The sequence below is a fragment of the Staphylococcus sp. 11262D007BW genome, assembly GCF_053547815.1.
The window spans coordinates 1175001-1199462 of record NZ_JBPWPJ010000001.1 but is presented as its reverse complement, the minus strand read 5'-3'; the positions used below and the strand labels follow the sequence as shown (position 1 = coordinate 1199462).

Genomic DNA, 24462 nt, shown 5'->3' with positions numbered 1-24462 from the left:
AAAATGGTGAACTAAGTCATATTGATTTATACAATCAATTAACAACAAATAAGAGGTGCGATTATGAGGAAACATAAAAAGGGTTCCATTATTGCAGTAATCATATTACTTGTTGGTGTAGCAGTAGCAGGATTTCTGTTTTTTAATATGATTAAAGATCAAATTATTTTTAAATCTGTAGATCAAGTGGAAAATGTTGAAAAACTTGACGTCACACTTGATGAAGCGGCAAAGAAACAAATCGATAACTACACAAGTCAACAAGTGTCTAATAAAGACAATACAAATTGGCGTGATGCTTCAGATGGTGAAATTAAAGAAGCAATGGATAGTTCTAAATTTATGGATGATAAAAGACAAAAGTATCAATTTTTAGACTTATCTAAGTATCAAGGTATTGATAAAAACCGCATTAAACGTATGTTATATGATCACCCAACATTATTAGAACATACAGATGAATTTTTAAATGCAGCTAAAGACAAACAAGTTAATGAAGTGTATTTAATTTCACATGCGCTATTAGAAACTGGTTCAGTTGTCTCTGAATTATCAAACGGTGTAGAAATCGACGGTAAGAAATATTACAACTTCTACGGTGTTGGTGCGCTTGATAGAGACCCAATTCAAACCGGTGCAGAATACGCTAAGAAAAAAGGTTGGGACACACCTGAAAAGGCCATCAGAGGCGGTGCTGAATTTATTCATGAACAATACTTATCCAACCCCGACCAAAATACATTATATAGTATGAGATGGAATCCTAAAGATCCGGGAGAACATCAATATGCAACCGACATTAAATGGGCGAGCAGTAATGCCTCATTGATTGCAGATTTCTACAAAGATATGAAAACTGAAGGTAAATATTTTAACTGGTATGTCTATAAAGATGATAATAAACATAGTGATGGTAACAACTATTAATATCATTAGTATTACAACATCCTCTTCAAAAAGCATGAAGAGGGTGTTTTTTAATTGGTTCATATGGGGAGAATAATGCATAAACTTTCAGTTGAAGCAGGCTATTTTGCTTTATTTTTTCGACCTAAAGTAAAAAAGAGTACCACTGTAGCTATAAGTACTTTAATTATAAATTTAAACAAACGTAACACCTCATGAATGGTTTTAAATTACATACATTATAGCAAATTGCACACGTTTTTGTTAATACTTTTAAAATCGTAGACGTTTGATTGTATTTATGAGTTTTAACATATAAACATATTTAAAGTATGAGAAGTTAGGGTATAGACTAAGATGAAATAATCGATAATAAGGATGATGAGCATGAAAGTAGCAATTATAGGTGCTGGTACGGCTGGAGTAAGTGTACTAAGACAATTAGTCAAAAGAAAAAAGTTTAAAAAGTTAGAAGTAGATATATATGATCAACCGGAAAATATGGGACAAGGTGAACCATTTCAAAATGATAGTGAAGATTTACTCATTAATGTGCCTGTCGATATGTTGTCACTTAACCAGGATAACATTTTAGAATTTAGAGAGTGGTATAATCAGCAAAATACCTTTAATTATGGCGATGACGCAGAGTTTTTACCGCGTTACGTATTTGGTCATTACATGAAAGATTATTTAGAACATTATTGTAAAGAATATAAAAATATTACACCGATCTATAAAAAAGTGACACACATGTATGTTCAAGAACAAAAAAATGAGATCATTCCTAAACAAATCGTTGTTTGTACAGATGATGATGTCGATAGTTGTCGTGTATATGATTATGTGTTCTTTACGATAGGCACAATGTCTTATAACGATCCTTATCAATTAAAAGGTAAGCCGAATTATATGCACTCCCCATATCCTGCTAACCACACTCTTGATTCAATTGACGATGATCAGGAAATTGCGGTTATCGGAACAGGTTTAGCAAGTTTGGATGTAGTTCGCTTTGCATTATCTAATCATCATAAAAAACCAATTATATTAGCAAGTCGTAGTGGAAAAATGCCAAGTGTTAGAGGAACAATGCAACAAGTTAAGCTTAAACATTTAACGATGAAAACTTTTGATAAAATTAAAGCTCAAAATATGGGGGTAGTTCCTTTAGATGATGTCATTAACTTGTTCAAAAAAGAATGTGAACGTCTAGAGATTCCTTTAGAAAAGTTATTAAAACGACGTAAATACGACACAGTAAAGGATTTAAAATATGATTTAAATCATCCAGAAGAGGTTGGTGCGCTTCAAAGTGTATTAGAAGCGGTTAAAGAAAATATGGATTGGATTTGGAATAGCTTAAGTCGTGAGGACCAATTACAATTTATTCATAAATATTATCGTTACCTTCGTGAAAATACGAATCCAATGCCTCAAGATACTGCAAGAATTATCATTAATGCGATTCAAAACGAAGAAATTCTGATTTATTCAGGGTTAGAGAATGTAAAACGTTATTATGGTAAGTACCGTTTAGAGTTTAAAAATGAAGATGAACCTTTAAAAGTTGATGCCGTTATTAATGCGACGGGACCGAAGAAAAATATTGAGGACTTGGATGAAGAAGATGGATTAGTCCTTGATATTGCGAATCGTCAAATTGTGCAATCGCATCCAATGGGAGGTATTCAAATTGTACCTTCAACGAATGAAGTCGTTAGTCCGCTCTATGGAACGATCAACAATTTACGTGCCATTGGACAAGTTACAAATGGCGTCAATTTTGAACGAAATGGCGTTACAATGATTGTGCAACAAGCAGTCAAATCTGTAGATAATTTGTATGAAACGTATAAGGCTCAAAAGGCGCTTGAGAAAGATAAAAAAGGAAAAAAGAAGAAGAAAAAGAAAAATAAAAAGTAAGTCAGTTTGATGATTTGTCAAAAATCAAGAATTAATATAAGATATATACATGGATTTATTCCAATTATGATATCGTATCTTTAACTCAATACAATTTCATATATTCTTTCGGGGCAGGGTGCAATTCCCAACCGGCAGTAATGTTAAGCCTGCGACGAAATAATTTCGATTGTAATAATGCATCGTATTATTTCCTGATCTAGTGAAAATCTAGAGCCGACAGTGAAAGTCTGGATGGGAGGAAGAATATCGTTAACACATTACTTTGAATACTTTTAAGTATTTAAGTGTGTTTAAAAAGCGACTATCATAAGATGTGATCTTCGCGATTTAAGCATGTACTTAATTGATCAGTCAAAGTAAGTTAATGTTTAATAATACAATAAATGTTAGTCCACTGTTTTAAAGAGAGGGCTCATCTATGTGAGCGTTAGGTTTTAATCGAAGCGGTGACTAGCTTTATTTAAGTATATATTCCTACCACTCGAAGTCGACATACGAGTGGTTTTTTTATTTGAGGTGAAAGATATTGGATTATTTAAATTATGCGATTCAATTAGCTAACATGCTTGAAGGTCAAACAGGTACCAATCCTTCAGTTGGCGCTGTCGTTGTGAAAGATGGGCGAATTATTGGGATTGGTGCGCATCTACAACAAGGTGATAAACATGCTGAGGTTCAAGCAATTGATATGGCTGGTGCCGACAATGTTAAAGGCGCAACGATTTATGTCTCACTTGAACCATGTTCGCATTATGGACAAACACCGCCATGTGCACAACGTATTATCGATGTAGGCATTAAACATGTTGTTTATGCAGCAAAAGATGTAACATTACCTTCTCAAGGTGATGAAATGATGCAACAAGCAGGTGTTCAAGTCACTTATAGACGTCATCCTGAAGTTGAACAGCAATATCAAGCATTTTTCGATAGTAAAAATAATAAATTGCCAATTGTTACTGTTAAGGTCAGTGCCAGTCTTGATGGCAAACAAGCAACGGATCAAGCAGAAAGTCAGTGGATTACGTCAAAAAGCGTCAAAGCAGATGTATTTAAATTACGACATGAACATGACGCAATTATTACTGGTAATGGTACTTTAAAAAAGGATAATCCTAGTTTAACAGTACGCACTGAAGAAGGACGCGATCCGGTACGGATTATTTTATCGCGTTCCGGTAATATTGATTGGCAACTGGATTTATTTCATGATTTAAAAACAGATGTCTATATTTATACTGAAAACAAAGATCTCACTACTTCATTAAAAAATGTACACATTATATATATGGCGTCATGTGATATTAAGTCAATTTTAATCGATTTATATGAAAAAGGATTCGGTCGTGTACTTGTCGAAGCAGGTCCGAATGTAACATCACAATTTTTACAAACCCAATTTATAACAAACTTCATCCTTTATTTAGCCCCGAAAATAATAGGAGGTCAAGGTCTATTTCAATATTATCAAACACAATCAGTAGACCCACTTGACCAAATTCCGCAATTTGAGATTGTACATTCTGAAATGATAGATACAGATATAAAACTTCATTTGAAAAGGAAGTGACATCAAGTGTTTACAGGTATCGTCGAAGAAATAGGTACAATTCAATCTATTCGTAAACAAAATCCCACAACACAATTAACCATCTCAGCTTCTACTATCTTAGAAGATATGAAAATAGGAGATTCTATTAGTGTCAATGGCACATGTCTGACAGTGACTGAATTTGATACGTCCTCGTTTAAAGTGGATGTCATTCTTGGAACTGAAAATAAAACCTATCTTGGACAATTACAAGTTGGCGATACAGTCAATTTAGAGCGTGCATTACTCGCTACTGGGCGTTTAGGCGGTCATTTTGTTCAAGGACATGTAGATGATACTGGGAAAATTATAAATGTACAACAGTCCAATAATGAATGGATTTATACGATCCAAGCACCTGAATATATTTTAAAGCAAATGATTCCGCAAGGTGCGATTGCTGTAGATGGTATTAGTTTAACAGTATTTGCAATACAATCGAATGCATTTGAGATTCATCTTATTCCTGAGACACGTAAAGCAACCATTTTATCTGATAAGACGCGAGGAGACTTAGTGCATTTAGAAACAGATATGCTATTTAAATATGTGTCTTCTTTAATGGAGAAAGATCATACATTAACAATGAATGATTTGATTAAAGCGGGATTTTAAAGGAGAGGTAATGATGAAGTTTGATACAATTGACAGTGCATTAGAGGCACTTAAAAATGGTGAAATGATTGTAGTCCTAGATGATGAAAATAGAGAAAATGAAGGTGATTTAATCGCCATTACGCAATGGATGAAAGAGGATACAATCAATTTTATGACGCAGTTTGGTAGAGGACTGATATGTACACCTATTACACACACCATAGCTGAGGCAGCGGGATTACCATCTATGGTTCATCATAATACAGATCCTCATGGTACAGCGTTTACAGTAAGCATAGATCACATTAGTAGTACCACTGGTATTAGTGCTTTCGAACGTACGGCGACGGCTCGTGCATTAATTGATGATAATGTTTCACCTCAATCATTTCATCAACCTGGACACCTTTTTCCATTAATCGCGAAAGAAAAAGGTGTATTAGAAAGAAGAGGGCATACGGAAGCAACGATTGATTTAGCGCGCTTAACTGGGGCCAAACCTGCTGGCGTTATTTGTGAGATTATGAATGATGATGGCACAATGGCAAAAGGTGAGCAGTTGCAACAATTTAAAGAGCAACATAACCTTAAAATGATTACGATAGACGACTTAGTGCAATATTTAAAAACGAATACTTGCTTAATTCGTTCAGAAGCTCAAATTAAGTTGCCTACACGATATGGGGAGTTTGATTTATATGGATTTACATCTAAAATTGATCAAACTGAACATATGGCACTTGTTAAAGGAGACATTCATCCGCAAATGAATGTTAGAATTCATTCAGCTTGTGCGACAGGTGATATTTTTCATAGTGAAAGATGTGATTGTGGTGAACAATTAGAGGCTTCAATGAAATATATTCAAGAGCATGGCGGTATGATTCTATATTTACCTCAAGAAGGACGTGGAATAGGGCTAATGAATAAGCTTAAAGCGTACCAATTAATTGAGCAAGGATATAATACAGTCACAGCCAATGAAGCATTAGGCTTTGAACCTGATCTTCGAGAATATGATATTGCAGCGCAAATGTTAAAATATTTCGGTGTCACAGAAATTAATTTGTTAAGTAATAACCCTGAAAAGTTCTCTGGCTTAAAACAATACGGTATTGAAATTCAAAAAAGAATACCAGTGATTACTAAAGCAAATCAAAACAATCAAGATTATTTAGAAGTAAAAAAATTACAAATGGGTCATATGTTATAAAATAGGAGGATTATCAATGAAATTTGAAGGACAATTAGTAGGTAAAGGATTAAAAATAGGAATCGTAGTGAGTCGTTTTAATGATTTTATTACAAGTCGATTAGTAGATGGGGCAATGGATACATTGAAACGTCATCAAGTTGAGGAAGAAGCAATTGATATTGCTTACGTACCAGGTGCATTTGAATTACCAATAGTCGCTAAAAAAATGGCAGCAACTCAAAAATATGATGCGGTGATTACGTTAGGTTGCGTTATTAGAGGCGCGACTTCTCATTATGATTATGTATGTAATGAAGCTTCTAAAGGTATTGCCAAAGCAAGTGATGATACAGGAGTACCGGTTATTTTCGGTTTACTTACAACTGAAAATATTGAACAAGCTGTGGAACGCGCAGGTACGAAAGCAGGTAACAAAGGTGCAGAAGTTGCAGTAGGTGCGATTGAAATGGCAAATCTTCTTAAGCAATTTTAAAGCTAGAATATAAAGCATTTTATTAACGCTAAAATAACTAAAGAACGGCTAGCCACTATGTTTCACCCATAATGGTTAGCCGTTATTATTGTAATTATTTGCGACGTAATAATTTATATAATAAATAAAACGCTATTCCAACGCCTCCGATTGTAGCGATAGATTTTGGTTTAATAAATTCTTTAAAAGCAAGAATTAAGTTTTGAGGTCGTTCAGCTAAACGACGCATAAAATAACCAAACCAATCATCGCCATAAGGGACATAAATTGTAAAATGATACCCTTCGTTTGCGATAGATTCTGCTAGTTCGCTACGGAAACCGTATAACATTTGAAATTCTACTAAATCTTTATCAATGTTATGTTCTTCAATGAATTGTTTCGCATGGTCTATAATACGATCATCATGTGTTGCGATAGATGTCATATTTTGAGCATTCAGTAAACGTTTTTCAATTAAATGAATATAATTTTGATCAATTTCCTCTTTTGTTTGATAAGCAATGTGAGGAGATTCTTTATAAGCGCCTTTTACTAAACGTAATCGTAATTCCGGATATTTATCAATCAGTACTTCACCTTTAAATAAATAGGCTTGGATAACTGTACCAACATTTGAAAATTCAGACTTTAAACGGTCTAAAGTTTGAGTAATATCAAATAAACTATCATATTTTTCTGTATCGATATTAATGTGCATATTATTGTATTGTTTTGCTGTTGAAACAATCTCATAAATATTGTCATAAGCGAGTGATTTATCAAACTCACAACCGAGTTGACTAAGTTTAACAGACATGTGTGCATCTAAATCATGTTCGTAGATTGCTTTCATTACTTCAAGAATCGCATCCTTTGCTGCAATAGCATCGCTTTTGTTATTGACAAATTCCCCTAAATTATCAACAGTTACCGCAATATTCTTATTATTTAGATTTTTAATGGTATTAACAACCTGTTCTAGCGTATTTCCCGCAACTACGCGATTGGCACCTAGAGAAGGTCCCAGCTTTTTAGCAGTACTGTTTAGAATTTCATTATTTGATAAGCCAATAAAAAAATTTTTAACTATGCTCATGAAAATTCCTCCCATAAATAAACATTTTGTTTAGTATATGATGATAGTTTATCATGAACATATTGTTTTAGAAAACGTTTACAACAAAAACGTGTAAAACTATACTAAATCATTGCTTCACATCGTTACTGTATTTTTGTTAGAATGGGTTATTTTTACTACTTTAGAGAGATTATTTGAAGATAATGTAGTTGAATGGGAATCAAATTCAATAGGTTCTTGCATAAAAGCAAATATAACAGGTGATAGGGTGAAAATCAGAAGCCAAAGTACGCATTTTAGTATAAATTTCATTATAAACTCCTTTACCTCAATGTTATATTGTGACCTTACTGATAAATTAACATACCACATTGAATGCAATATAAAGGACATATTAAAGCTTTGTTAATTTACCGTAATTATTATTTTTTAAGGTTATGTAAATGTTAAAGGCAAAACTTAACGATAACTTTAAAAATGAGCGGCCACTTTCGTGATAAAATAGAATTAATTAAGGTTAAGGGAGTTATTATATGTTTAGAGATATGGCTTTTTACATGTTTGGGACTGAATTAGATACATTTATTCAATATTTTGTATTCGAGCTGATACTTTTAGTAATTATTGGTGCCGTTGTAGGTGTGATTACTAAGAAAATGTGGCTTGTTGTTACTGTAATTATTGGTCTTAATATTATTGATATTGGTATTTTAGCGAATTTTAATGCGAGTCAAGGTAATGGAACTTTAATCGGTCAATTCTTTCTTTTATTGTTAGCGAAACTTTTCCCTGCATTTTACGAAGTGTTAATTACGGTTTTATTACTTAAAATCCCATTTGTAAGAAAGAAATTTAAATTAAGTTAATGATGGATCCCAAAAAATCATTAAAATTTTGCATCTATGAGGTTGAGATAAAAGCATTTAAAGGCTAAGTGCTTTAGATCTCAGTCTCATTTTGTTTTTTATTAGCTATTTAACAGAGGTAAAAGTTATAATACATATAGTAATTTTGCTAGGAAGGAAAATGTAGCATGTGGAAATGGGAAACAGAAAGTGAAGCAAAAGGTGTTATCGTCATTGTTCACAATATGTTAGAGCATACTGGACGTTATGCTTATGTGATAACGCAATTAAGACGTAATGGTTATCACGTCATCATGGGAGATTTACCAGGTCAAGGTCAGACCTCAAGAACGCATAAAGGTCAAATTGAATCTTTTGATGTATATCATGAAAGAATATTGGAGTGGTTATCTATAGCTAAGGATTACCATCTCCCTACATTTATGATTGGTGTTGGATTAGGGGGCTTAATATGTACGAACCTTCTAGAAAAAGTAGAGGTGGAGCTTGAAGGATTAATTTTAATTTCTCCGTTATATGCATTCCATAATAATAAAAAAACACGTCAGAAAACATTGTTATCCAATATTGGTGATATTTCTAAAGGCGCCACTTTTGAATTAGGGATTCCATATGAAGACTTTACGCGTCATTCGGAAGTGTTAGATGATACTTATGAGGATGCTTTAATGTTAAAAAAAGTAAGTTATCATTGGTTTAATGAACTTGTTAAAGTGATGAAAGAAACAAATGATCATTGGAAGGATATGAAACAAGTGCCCCTATGTGTAATGTGTGGCGATCATGATCGCATTTCCAATATTGATGTAACTGCAGAACTCATCAAAATGAAACGTTTTAATGAGTTGCAGTTTAAAATATGGCAAGGATTGTTCCATGAATTACATAACGAGCCAGAACGAGAACATGTCATGCGTTATATTTTAAGTTTTTTAAATAACCGTTCCTTTAATGCTGGCTTTTTAGTGAATGATGTACACGAAGTCGATGCCTAAAGATAATCGAAAATGATTTATAACTTAGTTCGAATATTAGAATAAAAGTAATCAAACTCACAATCTTAACTCATAATAGCTACTGAGGCTATAGGGTTAAGGTTGTTTTTTAATGTTAAATATAAAATACTTGTTTAATTTATGCTTGCATGAATGTGAAAATCATGTTAAATTATATTTGTGAAAAAAATCACAATAAGTAATAAATATTGAAGCATTGGATTGGAGAGGTTCGTTATGACGAAAAAAAGTAATAAAGTTGTATTAGTAGGTAATGGTGCAGTTGGTTCAAGCTATGCTTTTACGATGATGAGTCAAGGTGTTGCAGATGAGCTTGTCATTATCGACATCAATGAAGATAAAGTACGTGGAGATGTATTAGACTTAAACCACGGTGCCCCTTATGCAATGTCCCCAGTCAAAGTTAAAGCAGGACAATATCAAGATTGTTCAGATGCTGATCTTGTAGTTATTTGTGCAGGTGCCCCTCAAAAAGTAGGAGAAACAAGATTAGATTTAATTGAAAAAAATGCGAAAATATATAAAGACATTATTTCTTCAATTATGGATAGTGGTTTTGATGGTATTTTCTTAATTGCTGCAAATCCAGTAGATATTTTAACGTATGTAACTTTAAAATACTCAGGTTTACCAAAACATAGAGTCATTGGTTCAGGAACGATTCTTGATTCAGCACGCTTTAGATATTTATTAAGTGAAGAATTTGACGTTGCACCAAGTAGTGTACACGCTAATATTATTGGTGAACACGGAGATTCTGAAGTCCCTGTATGGTCAACTGCTACAATAGCAGGTATTCCATTAGAAGATGTGATTAAAAATGATCCAGACAAAGCACACTTAATTGATGACATTTACGTAAAAACACGTGATGCAGCCTATGATATTATTCAAGCAAAAGGTGCGACATACTATGGTGTGGCAATGGGCTTAATGCACATCTCTAAAGCTATATTAAAAAATCAAAATGTCGTACTTACAGTATCAAGCTATTTAGAAGGTGAATATGGACAAACAGGTGTTTATACAGGAGTACCAACGGTTATAAATGGAGAAGGTGCAACAAGAATTATTGAAACACCATTAACAGAGGAAGAGAAAGAGAAATTTGTTAAATCTGTTAATATTTTAAAAGAACAACAAGATTCAATTGAGTATTTATTTTAGTTATGAATAATGTTTAATTATAAAACTATTAGAAATGTAAAATGATTAAGAACTTCTTTTTAAGGGTAAACCAGTGTAACGACTCTTAAAAAGGGGTTTTAACCATGGATCAAGTAATAAGTGATTATGAAGTTTGTGACCTGATATTTCTAAACGATTTACAAAAGGAAATTGATAAAATTTTTGGGGCGATACAAAGACAATTTCAAATTAGTAAAGAGGAATTTTTAATTTTACTTAATTTATGGGATAAAGGGCCAATGTCCCTTAAAGAAATGGATAAATATGTCCCAATTAAACGTTATAAGAGAACACGTACGTATAATCGTTTAGTTGCTAAAGGATGGATTTATAAGCAACGTACGCTTGGAGATGAGCGCAACGTCACAATAGATTTCAACGAAGATAAAGAAGATGTTAAACAACAAGTAGTAGATTTCGTATGTTCACAAATTAATTTACGTCATAAACGTCTTGAATCACTATTTAAATTATTTATGCAAAGTTGTTCATAAGTAATAGGGTTACTTATTGATGCATTTAATAATGCGACAAAAAGCGTGCTAAAAAATTAGCACGCTTTTTTATATTATAAGGGTCTATTTAATGAATTATCTTTTTTCAATACCTATTATATACGGAGGATGATTGCGTTGGTTAATAAACTCATATTTTAGGATGTGTGCTTTATTTTGATCAAAGTGTTGCAAATACTCTAAAACGACTTCGCTTTCGCGATAACCTTCTGGGTGACCTGGATAAATAGCTAATACGATGAGACCTTCAGTAGATAAATGTTGAAAAATTGTTTCAATCGCACGAATTGTAGTCTCTGGATGCGTTACGATCGTTTTATCTCCTTTAGGTAAATATCCTAAATTAAACATTGCGACATCAATACGCTGTTGATGTTCTTCGGCAAGGTAATTGGTAATGAGATCATGACTTGATTTAATAAGTTTTACGTTATCATATTGATTAATGCGTTGTGCAGTTTGTTGAATCGCTTCCTCTTGGATGTCACAAGCATATACGTAGCCATTTGGTACATTTTGTGCAAGGTATAAAGTATCGTGACCATTACCACATGTCGCATCTATTACAATACTGTCAGAGGCGATATGACTTTTAACTAAAGATTTAGCGAAGGGAAGAATGCGTTCTACAATCATGATGACACACTACTGTGGTATTTTGATCCTTGCACAGTACCACGACGTTTTAATTCGGCATCAATATCATTAAGTACTTCCCATTTGTTCACACTCCACATTGGACCAACCATTAAATCAATAGGGCCATCTCCAGTAATACGATGAACAATCATTTCTGGAGGTAAAATTTCTAATTGATCACAAACCAAGTTAATATATTCTTCTTGAGTCATAAATTCTAGCATACCTTTTTCATATTGTTTAATCATTGGCGTTCCTTTTAATAAATGTAATAAATGAATTTTAATACCTTGCACATCCATTTGTGCAACGGCTTGAGCTGTTTCCATCATCATATTATAATCCTCACCCGGTAAGCCATTTATAATATGTGAACACACATTGATATTGTGTTTGCGTAGTTTAGCAACGCCTTCATAATAACAATCCATATCATGAGCGCGGTTGATTAAACGAGAGGTTTGATCATGGACCGTTTGTAAACCAAGTTCCACCCATAGATATGTTCTCTCGTTTAATTCTGCTAAATATTCCACCACATCATCTGGCAAACAGTCTGGACGGGTACCTATAGATAAACCAACAACATTTTCTTGACTTAAAGCAGCTTCAAATTTTTCACGTAAAACCTCTACTGGCGCATGTGTATTTGTAAATGCTTGAAAGTAGGCGATATATTTCCCTTCATGCCATTTTTCATGCATACGATTTTTGATTTGTTCAAATTGGACCTCTATTGGATCAGCGCGATTTCCTGCAAAGTCACCGCTTCCTGCTGCTGAGCAAAAAGTGCAACCGCCATGTGCTACTGTACCGTCTCGGTTTGGACAGTCAAAGCCACCGTCTAAGGCAACTTTAAATATTTTTTCACCGAAATGTTGTTTTAAATGATAATTGAATGTATGGTAGCGTTTATCTTCAAAAGCATATGGAAAAACAGAACCCATAATAAAATTCGTCCTTTCAATATAATGTATCTCAAAATTTTAACATATTTATCAGCTGATAGGACAGCTAATTAAATGATTTTGTACTTAAGAAGCATATTTAAATATAAAAGTAAGATTTACATATCTAAAGCAACACAAGATTTTTACTTGCAACATATTGATAAATTTCATAAGATAGAGAGGAATGAGCATATAAATAAACAGTGCGATCAGGTGCTTGTGAAAAGTTTTCTATCACTGTTTTGATACAATGGAGTAGTAGCTTAATTGTTTTCTAAAGAGAGTTAGTGGTGGTGCGAACTAATGATAAACATTAAGTGAACTTACCGGCATAAATGACATTATGAACATCTCTTACTATTATAATGAAGTGCACATTTTGTGAATGAGGGTGGTACCGCGGCTTTTGTCGTCCCTAAACTGAATGATAGTTTGAGATGTTTTTTATATAGGAGGAATCACAATAGTGAATTATAACCATCAACAGATTGAAAAGAAATGGCAAAATTATTGGCTAGAGAACAAGACATTTAAAACAGAAGATCATTTAGGACAGAAAAAGTTCTATGCTTTAGATATGTTCCCTTATCCATCTGGAGCAGGCTTACATGTTGGCCATCCAGAAGGTTTCACAGCTACAGATATTATTTCTCGTTATAAACGTATGCAAGGTTATAATGTTTTACATCCAATGGGTTGGGATGCATTCGGTTTACCAGCTGAACAATATGCCTTAGATACAGGTAATGACCCAGCAGAGTTTACTCAACGTAATATTCAAACATTCAAAAGACAAATTCAAGAACTTGGATTTAGTTATGATTGGGACCGTGAAATTAGTACTACTGACCCTGAATATTATAAATGGACACAATGGATTTTTATTCAATTATACAAAATGGGCTTAGCTTATATTGATGAAATTCCGGTAAATTGGTGTGAGGCGTTAGGCACTGTATTATCAAATGAAGAAGTTGTAGATGGTGTATCTGAACGTGGCGGTCACCCTGTTGTCCGTAAACCGATGAAACAATGGGTATTAAAAATCACGGCCTATGCTGACAGACTTCTTGAAGACCTTGAAGATTTAGATTGGCCAGAGTCAATCAAAGACATGCAACGCAATTGGATTGGACGCTCAGAAGGGGCTAAATTAACGTTTGATATTGAAAATACTCAAGAAGAGATTGAAGTCTTTACAACACGACCAGATACAATTTATGGTACAAGCTTCCTTGTTTTAAGCCCAGAACATCACTTAGTTAATACCATTACAACAAGTGAACAAGCGGATAAAGTAAAAGCTTATCAAGACGAAGCGGCTAAAAAATCAGATCTTGAACGTACTGATTTAGCAAAAGAAAAATCAGGTGTGTTTACAGGCGCTTATGCGATCCACCCATTAACAGGTAAACAGCTACCAATTTGGATTGCAGATTATGTGTTAGCTTCTTATGGTACAGGTGCTGTGATGGCTGTTCCAGGTCATGATGAGCGTGACTATGAGTTTGCTAAAACATTTGATTTACCAATTATTACTGTTATTGAAAATGACGAAGATAGCTATTACACAGGTGATGGTGCGCACGTTAATTCAGAAGCATTGAATGGATTAAATAATGAAGAAGCGATTCAAAAAGCGATTGAACTTCTTGAAAGTAAAGGCATTGGTGAAAAGAAAGTAAATTATAAATTAAGAGATTGGTTATTCAGTCGTCAACGTTACTGGGGTGAACCAATCCCTGTAATTCATTGGGAAGATGGTTCAATGACGACTGTCCCTGAAAATGAATTACCATTACTATTACCAAAAACAGATCAAATTAAGCCATCTGGTTCAGGTGAATCTCCATTAGCTAATATTGAAGCGTTTATTAATGTAGTCGATCCTGAAACAGGTATGAAAGGACGTCGTGAAACAAATACGATGCCTCAATGGGCTGGTAGTTGTTGGTATTATTTACGTTACATTGATCCTAACAATGATCAAATGTTGGCAGATCCTGAAAAATTAAAACATTGGTTACCAGTTGATTTATATATTGGTGGCGTTGAACATGCCGTGCTTCATTTACTTTACGCAAGATTTTGGCATAAAGTGTTATATGATATTGGCGTAGTGCCTACAAAAGAACCTTTCCAAAAATTATTTAACCAAGGTATGATTTTAGGTGAAGGTAATGAAAAAATGAGTAAATCAAGAGGTAATGTCGTTAACCCTGATGATATTATCCAATCTCATGGAGCGGATACGTTACGATTATATGAAATGTTTATGGGACCTTTAGATGCTTCGATTGCTTGGAGCGAAAAAGGATTAGACGGTTCACGTCGCTTTTTAGATCGTATTTGGAGATTATTCGTAACAGAAGAAGGCGGTTTATCAGAAAAAGTGGTTCAAACTGAAACGCCAGATTTACAAAAAGTTTATCATCAAACGGTTAAAAAAGTGACAGAAGACTTCGAATCACTCAACTTCAACACAGCTATAAGTCAATTAATGGTATTTATTAACGAATGTTATAAAGTAGATCAAATTAATAAATCATATGTTGAAGGATTTGTTAAAATGTTATCGCCAATCGCGCCGCATATTGGTGAAGAATTATGGCGTATTTTAGGTCATGAAGGTACGATTACTTATCAACCATGGCCAAGCTTTGATGAAAGCTTATTAGTCGATGATGTCATTGAAATCGTGGTACAAGTTAACGGTAAAGTACGTGCTAAATTAGAAACACCAAAAGATGCCACAAAAGAAGCATTAGAATCACTTGCTTTATCGAATGAGAACGTTAAAGCTTCAATTGAAGGCAAATCAGTGAAAAAAGTGATTGTAGTACCACAAAAATTAGTTAATATCGTTGCAAAGTAAGGGCTTTGCCATAACTATATTTGAGTGATATGGTACTCTTGGAAGTACAACGTTAAAGTTAAAATTAATATATTTGAAAGGATGTTATTTATGAAGGAAATTTCAGTTGATGAGTTAAAATCTTTAATTCTAAGTTCTGAACCCGTAAATATTGTGGATGTTCGTGAAGATGAAGAAGTAGCAATGGGTATGATTCCAGACGCTGAACATATTCCAATGAATCAAATTCCAGATGAATTGAATCATTTTAGTAAAGACACTACTTACTATATCGTTTGTGCTGGCGGTGTAAGAAGCGCTAAAGTTGTTGAATATTTAAATGATCAAGGTATTGATGCTGTTAACGTAGAAGGCGGCATGAAAGCATTTGGCGATGAAGGATTAGAATATAAACGTATTTAAATGATAAAAAGAGGTTGAGATATGACATTATCTCAACCTCTTTTATAGTGCGCCCGGCATGGGTAACATCTTGACGGTGAAAGTCCGTTACAGGCTTGGTAGTAGGAACTGTTAGCGAAGGACAAGGGTGTCCACTGCGAAGAGGAATCTGAAGGAAGTCGGACGCAAACACTCGCACTGACGAACAGAAACATCATACTAAGGCTATGTAGAATGGATGAATCTGCTATACAAGATAAAGTCCTATACTACCCGAGTTCTATATAGTAAATGATGTGGTGACATGAGTGGAAAGAGGTTACACCTTACCCGGGGAGGTCTCATAAGCGATTCGTAGAATCGTAGTAACAACGAATTATGAGAAATCAGCAGAAGTCATAGTAGGTATAAACATATCGAAGGACTGAACAATATTAAATACAAAGTAAAGAATGGAGGTTATAGATTTACGGTGTGCAGAAAACGGTTTATACCGGCAACTTATAGAAAGATAAGTAGTGGAACGAAAAAAGGATATATAAGTGTGTACAGTAAATCTTAGGTGAAATGAAAGAAATGTATCGTGAGTCTCCATCTTTGATGGAACTTGTTGTAAGACCAAACAACATTGAAAAAGCAATTAAGAAAGTGAGAAAGAACAAAGGTGCACCTGGAATTGATGGTATGAGTGTTAGTGACTTGAATAGGCACTTCTCGCAGTACTTTCCTCAAATTCGAAAGAAACTGCTTGATGGTACATACAAACCACAAGCAGTAAGGAAAGTTGAAATCCCAAAATCAAATGGGAAAAAACGAGTGTTGGGTATTCCTGTCGCAAGAGATAGAGTTATCCAACAAGCCATTAAACAAGTCATTGAACCTAAAATTGACCGTACATTTTCAAATCACAGTCATGGTTTCAGACCAAATCGTAGTACAGGTACTGCATTGAAGCAATGTGCATTATACTATGAAGAAGGTTATTCAGTCGCAGTCGACTGCGACTTAAAACAATGTTTTGATATGTTAAATCATGACAAGTTAATGTATCTATTTGAGCGTCATATCCAGGATAAAACTATTTCTAAGTTCATTCGTAGAAGTCTACAAGTTGGTGCCATTGACCTCAATGGTAACTACAAGAATAAAGAAATCGGTGCACCGCAAGGTGGCGTTATATCGCCGCTATTATGTAACATCTATCTGCATGAATTAGATAAAGAACTGGAAAAACGTGGACATCGTTTTATTCGCTACGCTGATGACTTCGTCATCTTTGTGCGTTCAAAACGAGCAGGCCAACGTGTTATGGAGAGTGTGACAAAATTCATCGAAAAGGATCTTAAACTTATTGTAAATAAGGAAAAGAGCAAGGTAGGTGCAGTCACACGTTTAAAGTTCTTGAGTTGTCTAATGACCAAAGTAAATGGCATTTATCGTTTCAGACCGACTATGGAAGCAAAAAGAAGTTTAAAACGCTCCTTAAGACGCCTAACGAAACGAAATAGACCAGGTACCTTCAGACAGATTATAACAGAAATCAATCAAGTGACTCGAGGGTGGATAAATTATTTTGGTAGAGGGTTTATTAAAGGCTTTTTAACAAAAGTACAATCATGGCTAAACCGTCGTATTAGACAACTGATTCTTAAAAGATGGAAGAAAACGAAAACAAAATACAAAATGTTACGTAAATATGGACTTGACCATGATAGCGCAATGAGAGTTTCACAATCACGTAAGAAGTATTGGCGACTCTCAAGTGTAAAAGAAGTCCATCGTGCGCTTACAACAAAACAACTCTACGAGTGGGGACTAATACCTTTAGTCCACCTCGCAGAGCTGGCTTACGCAAGATATTGAACCGCCGTGTACGGAACCGTACGCACGGTGGTGTGAGAGGACGAATAACCAAATAATGGTTATTCTCCTACTCGATTTGTTTCGATTTTATTCTTAAGAAAAGGGGCGCTTGCTCGTTATTTCTGCCTCTATTGCTCTCCAAATTAGAATAATCCGGCTCCAGAAAGCTCTCCCCTCAACAAAAAGCCCAGGGCGCATCGTTACAAAGGTTCGCCTGCTCATTGTCATTCGCATGCATAAGAAACACTAATTTACTATGTTCAAAGTGTTTCTTATGTTGCTTCCTGGGCGATTTTGCTCGGGGCCAAACCGCTTTCTTCCGCACTTTTTATTAATCCGGCTCCCAATTGCAGGATCCTCGATAATACTACGTGACGCGCAAAAATCAAAGAGCGATTTTCGCTTGTCCCTAGGTATTACTCGAATCCTGACCGCAATTGTCCGCACTTTTTATTAATCCGGTTTCGCGCTGCAAAACTCTCAACAAAATGAGACGCCTCACTAAAACCAAAGAACGGTTTGAGTTCGACGCTCGATTTTGTTCGAGTTATGACCGCAGCGCTTCACACTTTTTTAAATAAGGCCTGCGTTGTATCCTGCGACGTATCCGGTGACTAGGGCGCAGGTGATGTTGTAGCCGCCTGTGTAGCCGTGAATGTCTAATACTTCACCGCATAAAAAGAGTCCTTCAGTGATTTTGGATTCCATTGTAGTAGGTGTGATTTCTTTAATGGAGACGCCACCACCTGTGACAAATGCTTTTTCAATGGGTAAGGTACCGTTAACGTTAAAAGTAAAGCCTTTCAATTGATTGATTAATGCTGCTAATTGTTGATTACTTAGATGATGAAAAGTTGTATCTAATGGAATGTCACTTTGCTCCAGCATAAACATAAGATAACGCTCTTCAATAAGGCCTTTGAGACTATTTTTAATCATTTTATCTTTATCTTGTTGAAGCCGATGTACGATTTCTTGTCTAAGTTGATCATGATTAAGTTCAGGAAATGCATCTATTTGCATTTGTATGGTTTGTTGTTTTTGTTTCTGTTGTTCTTTGTAGACGAATTGACTACATCTTAATGCAGCAGGGCCACTGATACCAAAGTGCGTAAACAACATATCCATTTGATGTGTGATTCTTTTTTTACCATTGTGTTTTAAAACAGAAAGACCTACATTTTTGAGGCTCAATCCTTTTAATGCTTTCGATTTTATAAAAGGCTCATTAGATGTAATAGGCACTTCAGTTGGGAATAAAGTTGTAATCTGATGGCCTAGTGATTGAGCGAATTGATAACCATCGCCTGTAGAGCCAGTATGTGGCACGCTTGTTCCACCAGTTGCAATAATCACAGATTTTGACTGAAATGATTGTTGATTAGCGATTTGTACATTAAATGTGTGATCATCATTTTGAGTAATATCGGTTACTTTTTGTTCTTCGATAATGTCGACGTTATTTTTGTGTAATTCTTGGAGTAGGACATCAATGACATCCTGAGAGCGGTTAGAAACCGGGAACATTCTGCCATGATCTTCTTCTTTTAACTTTAAACCTCTACTTTGAAAAAATTCGATAATTGATTGGTTATCAAAGGTTGAGAAAGGACTATACATAAATTTTCCATTACCTGGGATGTGTTGAATAATCTCTTCATAAGGTAAATTATTTGTCACGTTACATCGGCCACCACCCGATATTTTCAACTTACGTCCTAGTCCTTTTTTCTTTTCAATAAGTAATACTTTTTGGTTGAATTGGCTAGCAGAGATGGCAGCCATAATACCACTAGGTCCACCACCGATGACAATTGTTTGAAATTGCATGTTAAAACTCCTCTAATATTAATGTTTTAATTTTAACATATGATTATAGCGTGTATAATGATTGTATTATGTTATAATATGAATTTGAATATTGATAGAGTAGGTAGGTTAAGCTATGAGTGAAAATAAGGAATTAGTTCGAGGGACCTTTTTACTAACTTTAAGTATTTTAATTACTAAGATTTTAGGTATTATTTATATTATTCCGTTTTACCGAATTATAGGTGGTGCTGATAACTTAGCACCCTTTAACTATGCTTATGGTCCTTATAATATTGCGATTGCCGTAGCGACAGCCGGTGTGCCTTTAGCAGCGTCTAAGTATGTCGCTAAATATAATGCACTGGGTGCGTATAGGGTAAGTCAGAAGTTATATCGATCAAGTTTTCTTGTAATGTCGATTACCGGTATCATTGGATTTATCGTATTATATGTATTATCTCCAACAATCGCCGAATTAACGATTGCTAATAATACAGATCAACAAGCAGGATGGACTGTAGATCAAATCACAGCAGTCATGAGAACGATTAGTTTTGTTGTCATTTTTATTCCTGTATTAGCGACTTGGCGTGGTGTTTTTCAAGGGTATCAATCCATGGGACCTACTGCATTGTCAGAAGTGACAGAACAAATTGCTCGTATTTTATTTATTCTAGTAGGAAGCTATCTTGTTTTAAATGTCTTTGATGGTAGTATCTTGTTTGCAAACGGTATTGCAACATTTGGTGCTGCTATTGGGGCAATAGCTGGTATATTAACGCTCTGGTGGTACTGGATCAAACGCCGTCATGGCATTAATAAAATGACCGAATCTGATCATACAGGCATCGATGTGTCATACGGTAAAATGTACAAAGAAATTGTGTCATACAGTATTCCTTTTGTTATTGTCAGTTTGCAGTTTCCTTTAATTATGATTATTGACCAACTGACACATAATAACGCATTGAGTATCGCAGGGGTGGCTACTGAATTACAAGATTCATTATTTACAATGTTGAATATGACTACAAATAAAATTGTAATGATTCCAACCTCGTTAGCGGCTGGTTTTGCGATCAGTTTAATTCCTTTCATTACTAAAACGTTTGAAAAAGGGGATTTAACTGAGATGCATCGTCAGATTCGGACAGCGTTAGGTGTGTTAATGTTTATTACAGTACCTGCAAGTTTAGGTATTATGGCTTTAGCAGTACCTTTATATACTGTATTCTATGAGTATAGCTTTGTAGGTAGTCGTTTATTATTTATTTATGCACCAATTTCAATATTGATTTCCCTATACAGTGTGACAGCGTCAATGGTTCAAGGGATTAACAAGCAGAAGTTAACGATTTTTATCGTGATTTTTTCTATTGTAGTCAAACTTATTCTAAACGTACCTCTTATCATTGCATTGCACACAGCTGGTGCTATTTTAAGTACAGCTATCGCACTTTTTGTTGCAATTGGCTGTAATTTTGTTGTATTAAAAAAATATGCTCATTTCCATTTTAGAGAAACAATATATGATGTATGTCGTATTTTAATCTATAGTTTTATTATGATGATTGGTGTAGAAATAATTGCATTCATTTTAGGATTCTTTATTTCACCAGAAAGTCAAATTAGTGCATTAATCATGACAGTTGTTTGTGCATTAATTGGTGTCATCATTTATGGTGTCATTGTGATGAAAACACGTTTAGCTGATAAGTACTTAGGTGATATTCCTAATAAAATTCGTCGTAAGGTTGGATTTTTAAAATGAGATTAGATAAATTTTTAGCGCAAATGGGTTATGGTACGCGTACAGAAGTGAAACAAGCCATCAAAAAGGGACAGGTATCCATTAACGACAAAACGGTTAAAACACCAAAGCAACATATTGAACCTGATAATGATGTAATTCAATATAAAGATAAAGTCGTTCAATATGAACCTTATGTTTATTTAATGTTAAATAAACCGAAGAATGTTATTTCAGCAACTGAAGACGATCGTCATCAAACAGTTATTGATCTTATTCATGACTATCAACACTTAGATTTATTTCCGGTTGGACGTTTGGATAAGGATACAGAAGGATTATTATTAATTACAAATGATGGTCAATTTAATCATCGAATTATGAGTCCAAATCAAAAGGTACCAAAAACGTATTATGTACAAGCTAAAAATCCTATCACAGAGAAAGATATTGCATATTTTGAACAAGGTGTCGAATTAAGTGACGACACGTGTCGCCCGGCAAAACTTGAAGTACTAAATGAGTCTACCGAAGCACTTGTTACGATAGAAGAAGGTAAATATCATCAAGTTAAGCGAATGTTTCACGCTATAGATAATGAAGTTTTATTTTTAAAACGGATGGCTATCGGTGCTTTAAAATTAGATGATGATCTTGAAAAAGGGACCTATCGCAAATTAACTGAGGATGAAATTCACTTATTTGATTAAGTGATAGAAATAGAACGTAAAGATTATGTTTTGTTTTAAGTGGACAGGGTAAATAATACTCAAATTATATATGAGGTGATGAAATTGGCTAAATCAAATCAACTATTCAGAGCATTACTTGGTATTGGTGGTGCTGTAGCTGCAGTCGTTTTATCCAAAAAAGAAAATAGAGATAAGTTGAAAAATGAAATAAACAAATATAAAGAAAATCCAGATCAATATAAACAACGCGCTCAAGAAAAAGCATCACAAGTCGGTGGCGCTGCAGCTGAAGAGTTCCAAAAAGTTAAAAAAGATCCAAAAGCTTACGTTAATGAAGTGAAAGAAGATCCAAAATCTTTCTTAGCGGATAAAAAAGAAACGCTTTTAAATCCTGAGAAAAAAGAAGAGAAAAAAGAAAGAGTCGCTACATTTATCGATGAAGGTGGCGGCGACCCATCAAATAATTTACATGAGTCAACTGAAGAAAAATTAAAAGAAGAAAAATAATTTAATGCTTCATTTGATCTGAAGAGTTAAGGACTTTTATTTAATGCTGATAGAGCTTAGATTTTAGATCCTTAGCTCTATTTTTTTTACAATATAGTAAGTTCATGTATTTTTATCAACAAAATAGTAAGAAAAATCAGACAAAAATTTAGCGTTCTGACTGTTTTTTGATATTTAAATCATGTAAGATAGACTTAAGAACGTTCGAAAAGGAAGTTGATGAACATGTGGAAAGAAAAAGTTAAAGAATATGAAAATCAAATGATTGAAGATTTAAATGGCTTATTAAAAATCAAGTCGGTGCGTAATGATGAAGAAGCTTCAAAAGATGCACCAGTAGGACCTGGTCCAAAAGAAGCTCTAGAATATATGTATCAACTTGCAAAACGAGATGGTTTTAATACATACGATACTGATCATTTAGCAGGTCGAATTGAAGTGGGAAAAGGAGAAGACTTATTTGGTATTTTAGGCCATGTCGATGTGGTCCCAGCTGGTAATGATTGGGATACTGATCCTTTTGATCCTGTTGTAACAGAAGATCGCATTATTGCACGCGGTACTTTGGATGATAAAGGACCAACGATTGCTGCTTACTATGCGGTGAAAATTTTAAATGATATGAAAGTAGACTGGAAAAAAAGAATTCATATTATTATTGGGACAGATGAAGAGTCTGATTGGCAATGTACAGACCGTTATTTTGAAACAGAAGAAATGCCTACAATTGGTATTGCGCCAGATGCAGAATTTCCATTGATCCACGGGGAAAAAGGGATTACTACCTTTGATTTTGTACAAAATGAAAAAGTACAAGATGATGATGAGCCTGAAATCGAATTGAAATATTTCAATTCAGGGGAACGTTATAACATGGTGCCGGACTTAGCAGTGGCTAACGTGCTAGTTAAAGAAAATATGACAAATATGATTCAACAGTTCGAAATGTTTTTAGAAACACAAGGCCTAAAAGGTAGTTACGAGGTTGATAGTGGCGAACTTATTTTAAAAATAGTTGGTGTAGCTGTACATGGTATGGATCCGTCGATCGGTGTGAACGCTGGTCTTTATTTAATTCATTTCTTAAATACTTTAAATCTAAACTCTATGGCAAAACGTTGGGTCGAATTTGGTGACCATTATTTATTCGATTCACACTTTGGTGAAAAAATGGGTATGAAGTTCCATACAGATCATATGGGCGATGTGACAACAAATATTGGTACTTTATCCTTTGATCCAGAAAAAGGTGGCCGTTATGGTGTGAATTTAAGATATCCAGAAGGCTTTAATTTTGAACAATCTATCGAAAAGTTTGAAGCGGAAATTGCTCAAAAAGGATTTGGTATTGAAATGGGTAAAATTCAACACCCTCACTTTGTAGATCCTAAAGATCCATTTGTTCAAAAATTACTCAAAGCTTATCGTAACCAAACAGGTGATATGAGTCCTTCTTATACTATAGGTGGCGGAACATATGCGCGTAACTTAGATAAAGGAGTTGCTTTTGGCGCAATGTTTGATGACTCGGAAGACTTAATGCATCAAAAAAATGAATATATCACGAAAAAACAATTATTTAATGCAACAAGTATTTATTTAGAAGCGATATATTCAATTTGTGTGGAGGAATGAGT

At 34.4% G+C, this 24462-nt stretch carries 21 protein-coding genes and 1 riboswitch; of the genes, 17 read left to right on the top strand and 4 right to left on the bottom strand.

The genetic code is table 11. The features are described from left to right. Positions 1–63 precede the first annotated feature (63 nt). The 6 genes from ACEE93_RS05785 to ribH all read left to right on the top strand — a co-directional run bounded on the left by ACEE93_RS05785 (position 64) and on the right by ribH (position 6711). The gene (locus ACEE93_RS05785) at positions 64–927 is read left to right on the top strand and encodes an N-acetylglucosaminidase (RefSeq protein WP_449156251.1); all 864 of its coding nucleotides are present in this window, start codon (positions 64–66) and stop codon (positions 925–927) included. A 366-nt stretch (positions 928–1293) separates the two neighbouring features. Next, entirely contained in the window at positions 1294–2832 is a 1539-nt protein-coding gene (locus ACEE93_RS05780) for an FAD/NAD(P)-binding protein (RefSeq protein WP_449156250.1), read from the top strand. A gap of 100 nt (positions 2833–2932) precedes the next feature. Continuing rightward, a riboswitch (FMN riboswitch) is annotated at positions 2933–3082 on the top strand. A 276-nt stretch (positions 3083–3358) separates the two neighbouring features. Further along, on the top strand, positions 3359–4405 hold the full coding sequence (gene ribD / locus ACEE93_RS05775; protein WP_449156274.1) for a bifunctional diaminohydroxyphosphoribosylaminopyrimidine deaminase/5-amino-6-(5-phosphoribosylamino)uracil reductase RibD: 1047 nt from the start codon (positions 3359–3361) through the stop codon (positions 4403–4405). Between the two features lie 6 nt (positions 4406–4411). Beyond that, the gene (locus ACEE93_RS05770) at positions 4412–5041 is read left to right on the top strand and encodes a riboflavin synthase (protein WP_449156249.1); all 630 of its coding nucleotides are present in this window, start codon (positions 4412–4414) and stop codon (positions 5039–5041) included. A gap of 13 nt (positions 5042–5054) precedes the next feature. Then, a complete protein-coding gene (ribB, locus tag ACEE93_RS05765; RefSeq protein ID WP_449156248.1) occupies positions 5055–6236 on the top strand; it encodes a 3,4-dihydroxy-2-butanone-4-phosphate synthase in 1182 nt (393 codons plus the stop codon). Positions 6237–6252: 16 nt separating this feature from the next. Further along, on the top strand, positions 6253–6711 hold the full coding sequence (ribH, locus tag ACEE93_RS05760; RefSeq protein WP_449156247.1) for a 6,7-dimethyl-8-ribityllumazine synthase: 459 nt from the start codon (positions 6253–6255) through the stop codon (positions 6709–6711). Positions 6712–6805: 94 nt separating this feature from the next. Here ribH and ACEE93_RS05755 read toward each other — a convergent pair whose 3' ends face one another. Continuing rightward, the gene (locus ACEE93_RS05755) at positions 6806–7789 is read right to left on the bottom strand and encodes a proline dehydrogenase family protein (protein WP_449156246.1); all 984 of its coding nucleotides are present in this window, start codon (positions 7787–7789) and stop codon (positions 6806–6808) included. 515 nt (positions 7790–8304) lie between these two features. Here ACEE93_RS05755 and ACEE93_RS05750 point away from each other — a divergent pair. From ACEE93_RS05750 to ACEE93_RS05735, 4 genes are all read left to right on the top strand, one after another. Further along, positions 8305–8637: a hypothetical protein gene (locus ACEE93_RS05750; protein WP_449156245.1), complete on the top strand. Its 333-nt coding sequence runs from the start codon at positions 8305–8307 to the stop codon at positions 8635–8637. Between the two features lie 167 nt (positions 8638–8804). Next, positions 8805–9632: an alpha/beta fold hydrolase gene (locus ACEE93_RS05745; protein WP_449156443.1), complete on the top strand. Its 828-nt coding sequence runs from the start codon at positions 8805–8807 to the stop codon at positions 9630–9632. Positions 9633–9869: 237 nt separating this feature from the next. Next, positions 9870–10820 (top strand): L-lactate dehydrogenase, encoded by a 951-nt coding sequence (locus ACEE93_RS05740; RefSeq protein WP_449156243.1) that lies wholly within the window; start codon positions 9870–9872, stop codon positions 10818–10820. Positions 10821–10924: 104 nt separating this feature from the next. Next, entirely contained in the window at positions 10925–11335 is a 411-nt protein-coding gene (locus ACEE93_RS05735; protein ID WP_449156242.1) for a transcriptional regulator, SarA/Rot family, read from the top strand. 96 nt (positions 11336–11431) lie between these two features. Here ACEE93_RS05735 and ACEE93_RS05730 read toward each other — a convergent pair whose 3' ends face one another. Beyond that, positions 11432–11992, bottom strand: a complete 561-nt coding sequence (locus tag ACEE93_RS05730) for a class I SAM-dependent methyltransferase (RefSeq protein WP_449156318.1) — start codon at positions 11990–11992, stop codon at positions 11432–11434. Further along, positions 11989–12942, bottom strand: a complete 954-nt coding sequence (locus ACEE93_RS05725; protein ID WP_449156317.1) for a TIGR01212 family radical SAM protein — start codon at positions 12940–12942, stop codon at positions 11989–11991. Before ACEE93_RS05725 ends, ACEE93_RS05730 begins: the two co-directional genes overlap by 4 nt. A gap of 466 nt (positions 12943–13408) precedes the next feature. Here ACEE93_RS05725 and leuS point away from each other — a divergent pair, with 466 nt between their 5' ends. From leuS to ltrA, 3 genes are all read left to right on the top strand, one after another. Beyond that, complete coding sequence (leuS, locus tag ACEE93_RS05720; RefSeq protein ID WP_449156319.1) at positions 13409–15820, top strand: leucine--tRNA ligase; 2412 nt, start codon at positions 13409–13411, stop codon at positions 15818–15820. A 90-nt stretch (positions 15821–15910) separates the two neighbouring features. Then, a complete protein-coding gene (locus tag ACEE93_RS05715) occupies positions 15911–16222 on the top strand; it encodes a rhodanese-like domain-containing protein (protein ID WP_449156316.1) in 312 nt (103 codons plus the stop codon). A gap of 555 nt (positions 16223–16777) precedes the next feature. Further along, positions 16778–18064 carry a group II intron reverse transcriptase/maturase gene (gene ltrA, locus ACEE93_RS05710; protein ID WP_449156320.1) on the top strand — a complete coding sequence of 429 codons (1287 nt, stop codon included), beginning with the start codon at positions 16778–16780 and terminating at the stop codon, positions 18062–18064. Positions 18065–18637: 573 nt separating this feature from the next. Here ltrA and ACEE93_RS05705 read toward each other — a convergent pair. Beyond that, complete coding sequence (locus ACEE93_RS05705) at positions 18638–19894, bottom strand: NAD(P)/FAD-dependent oxidoreductase (protein ID WP_449155757.1); 1257 nt, start codon at positions 19892–19894, stop codon at positions 18638–18640. 115 nt (positions 19895–20009) lie between these two features. On the opposite strand from ACEE93_RS05705, the gene ACEE93_RS05700 reads away from it, so the two are divergent. From ACEE93_RS05700 to pepV, 4 genes are all read left to right on the top strand, one after another. Continuing rightward, positions 20010–21647, top strand: coding sequence for a putative polysaccharide biosynthesis protein (locus ACEE93_RS05700; protein WP_449155756.1), 1638 nt, complete (start codon positions 20010–20012; stop codon positions 21645–21647). Then, a complete protein-coding gene (locus ACEE93_RS05695; protein ID WP_449155755.1) occupies positions 21644–22336 on the top strand; it encodes a pseudouridine synthase in 693 nt (230 codons plus the stop codon). Before ACEE93_RS05700 ends, ACEE93_RS05695 begins: the two co-directional genes overlap by 4 nt. Positions 22337–22420: 84 nt before the next feature. Then, a complete protein-coding gene (locus ACEE93_RS05690; RefSeq protein ID WP_449155754.1) occupies positions 22421–22825 on the top strand; it encodes a YtxH domain-containing protein in 405 nt (134 codons plus the stop codon). 225 nt (positions 22826–23050) lie between these two features. Next, positions 23051–24460 (top strand): dipeptidase PepV, encoded by a 1410-nt coding sequence (pepV, locus tag ACEE93_RS05685; protein WP_449155753.1) that lies wholly within the window; start codon positions 23051–23053, stop codon positions 24458–24460. The last annotated feature ends 2 nt before the right edge of the window (positions 24461–24462 follow it).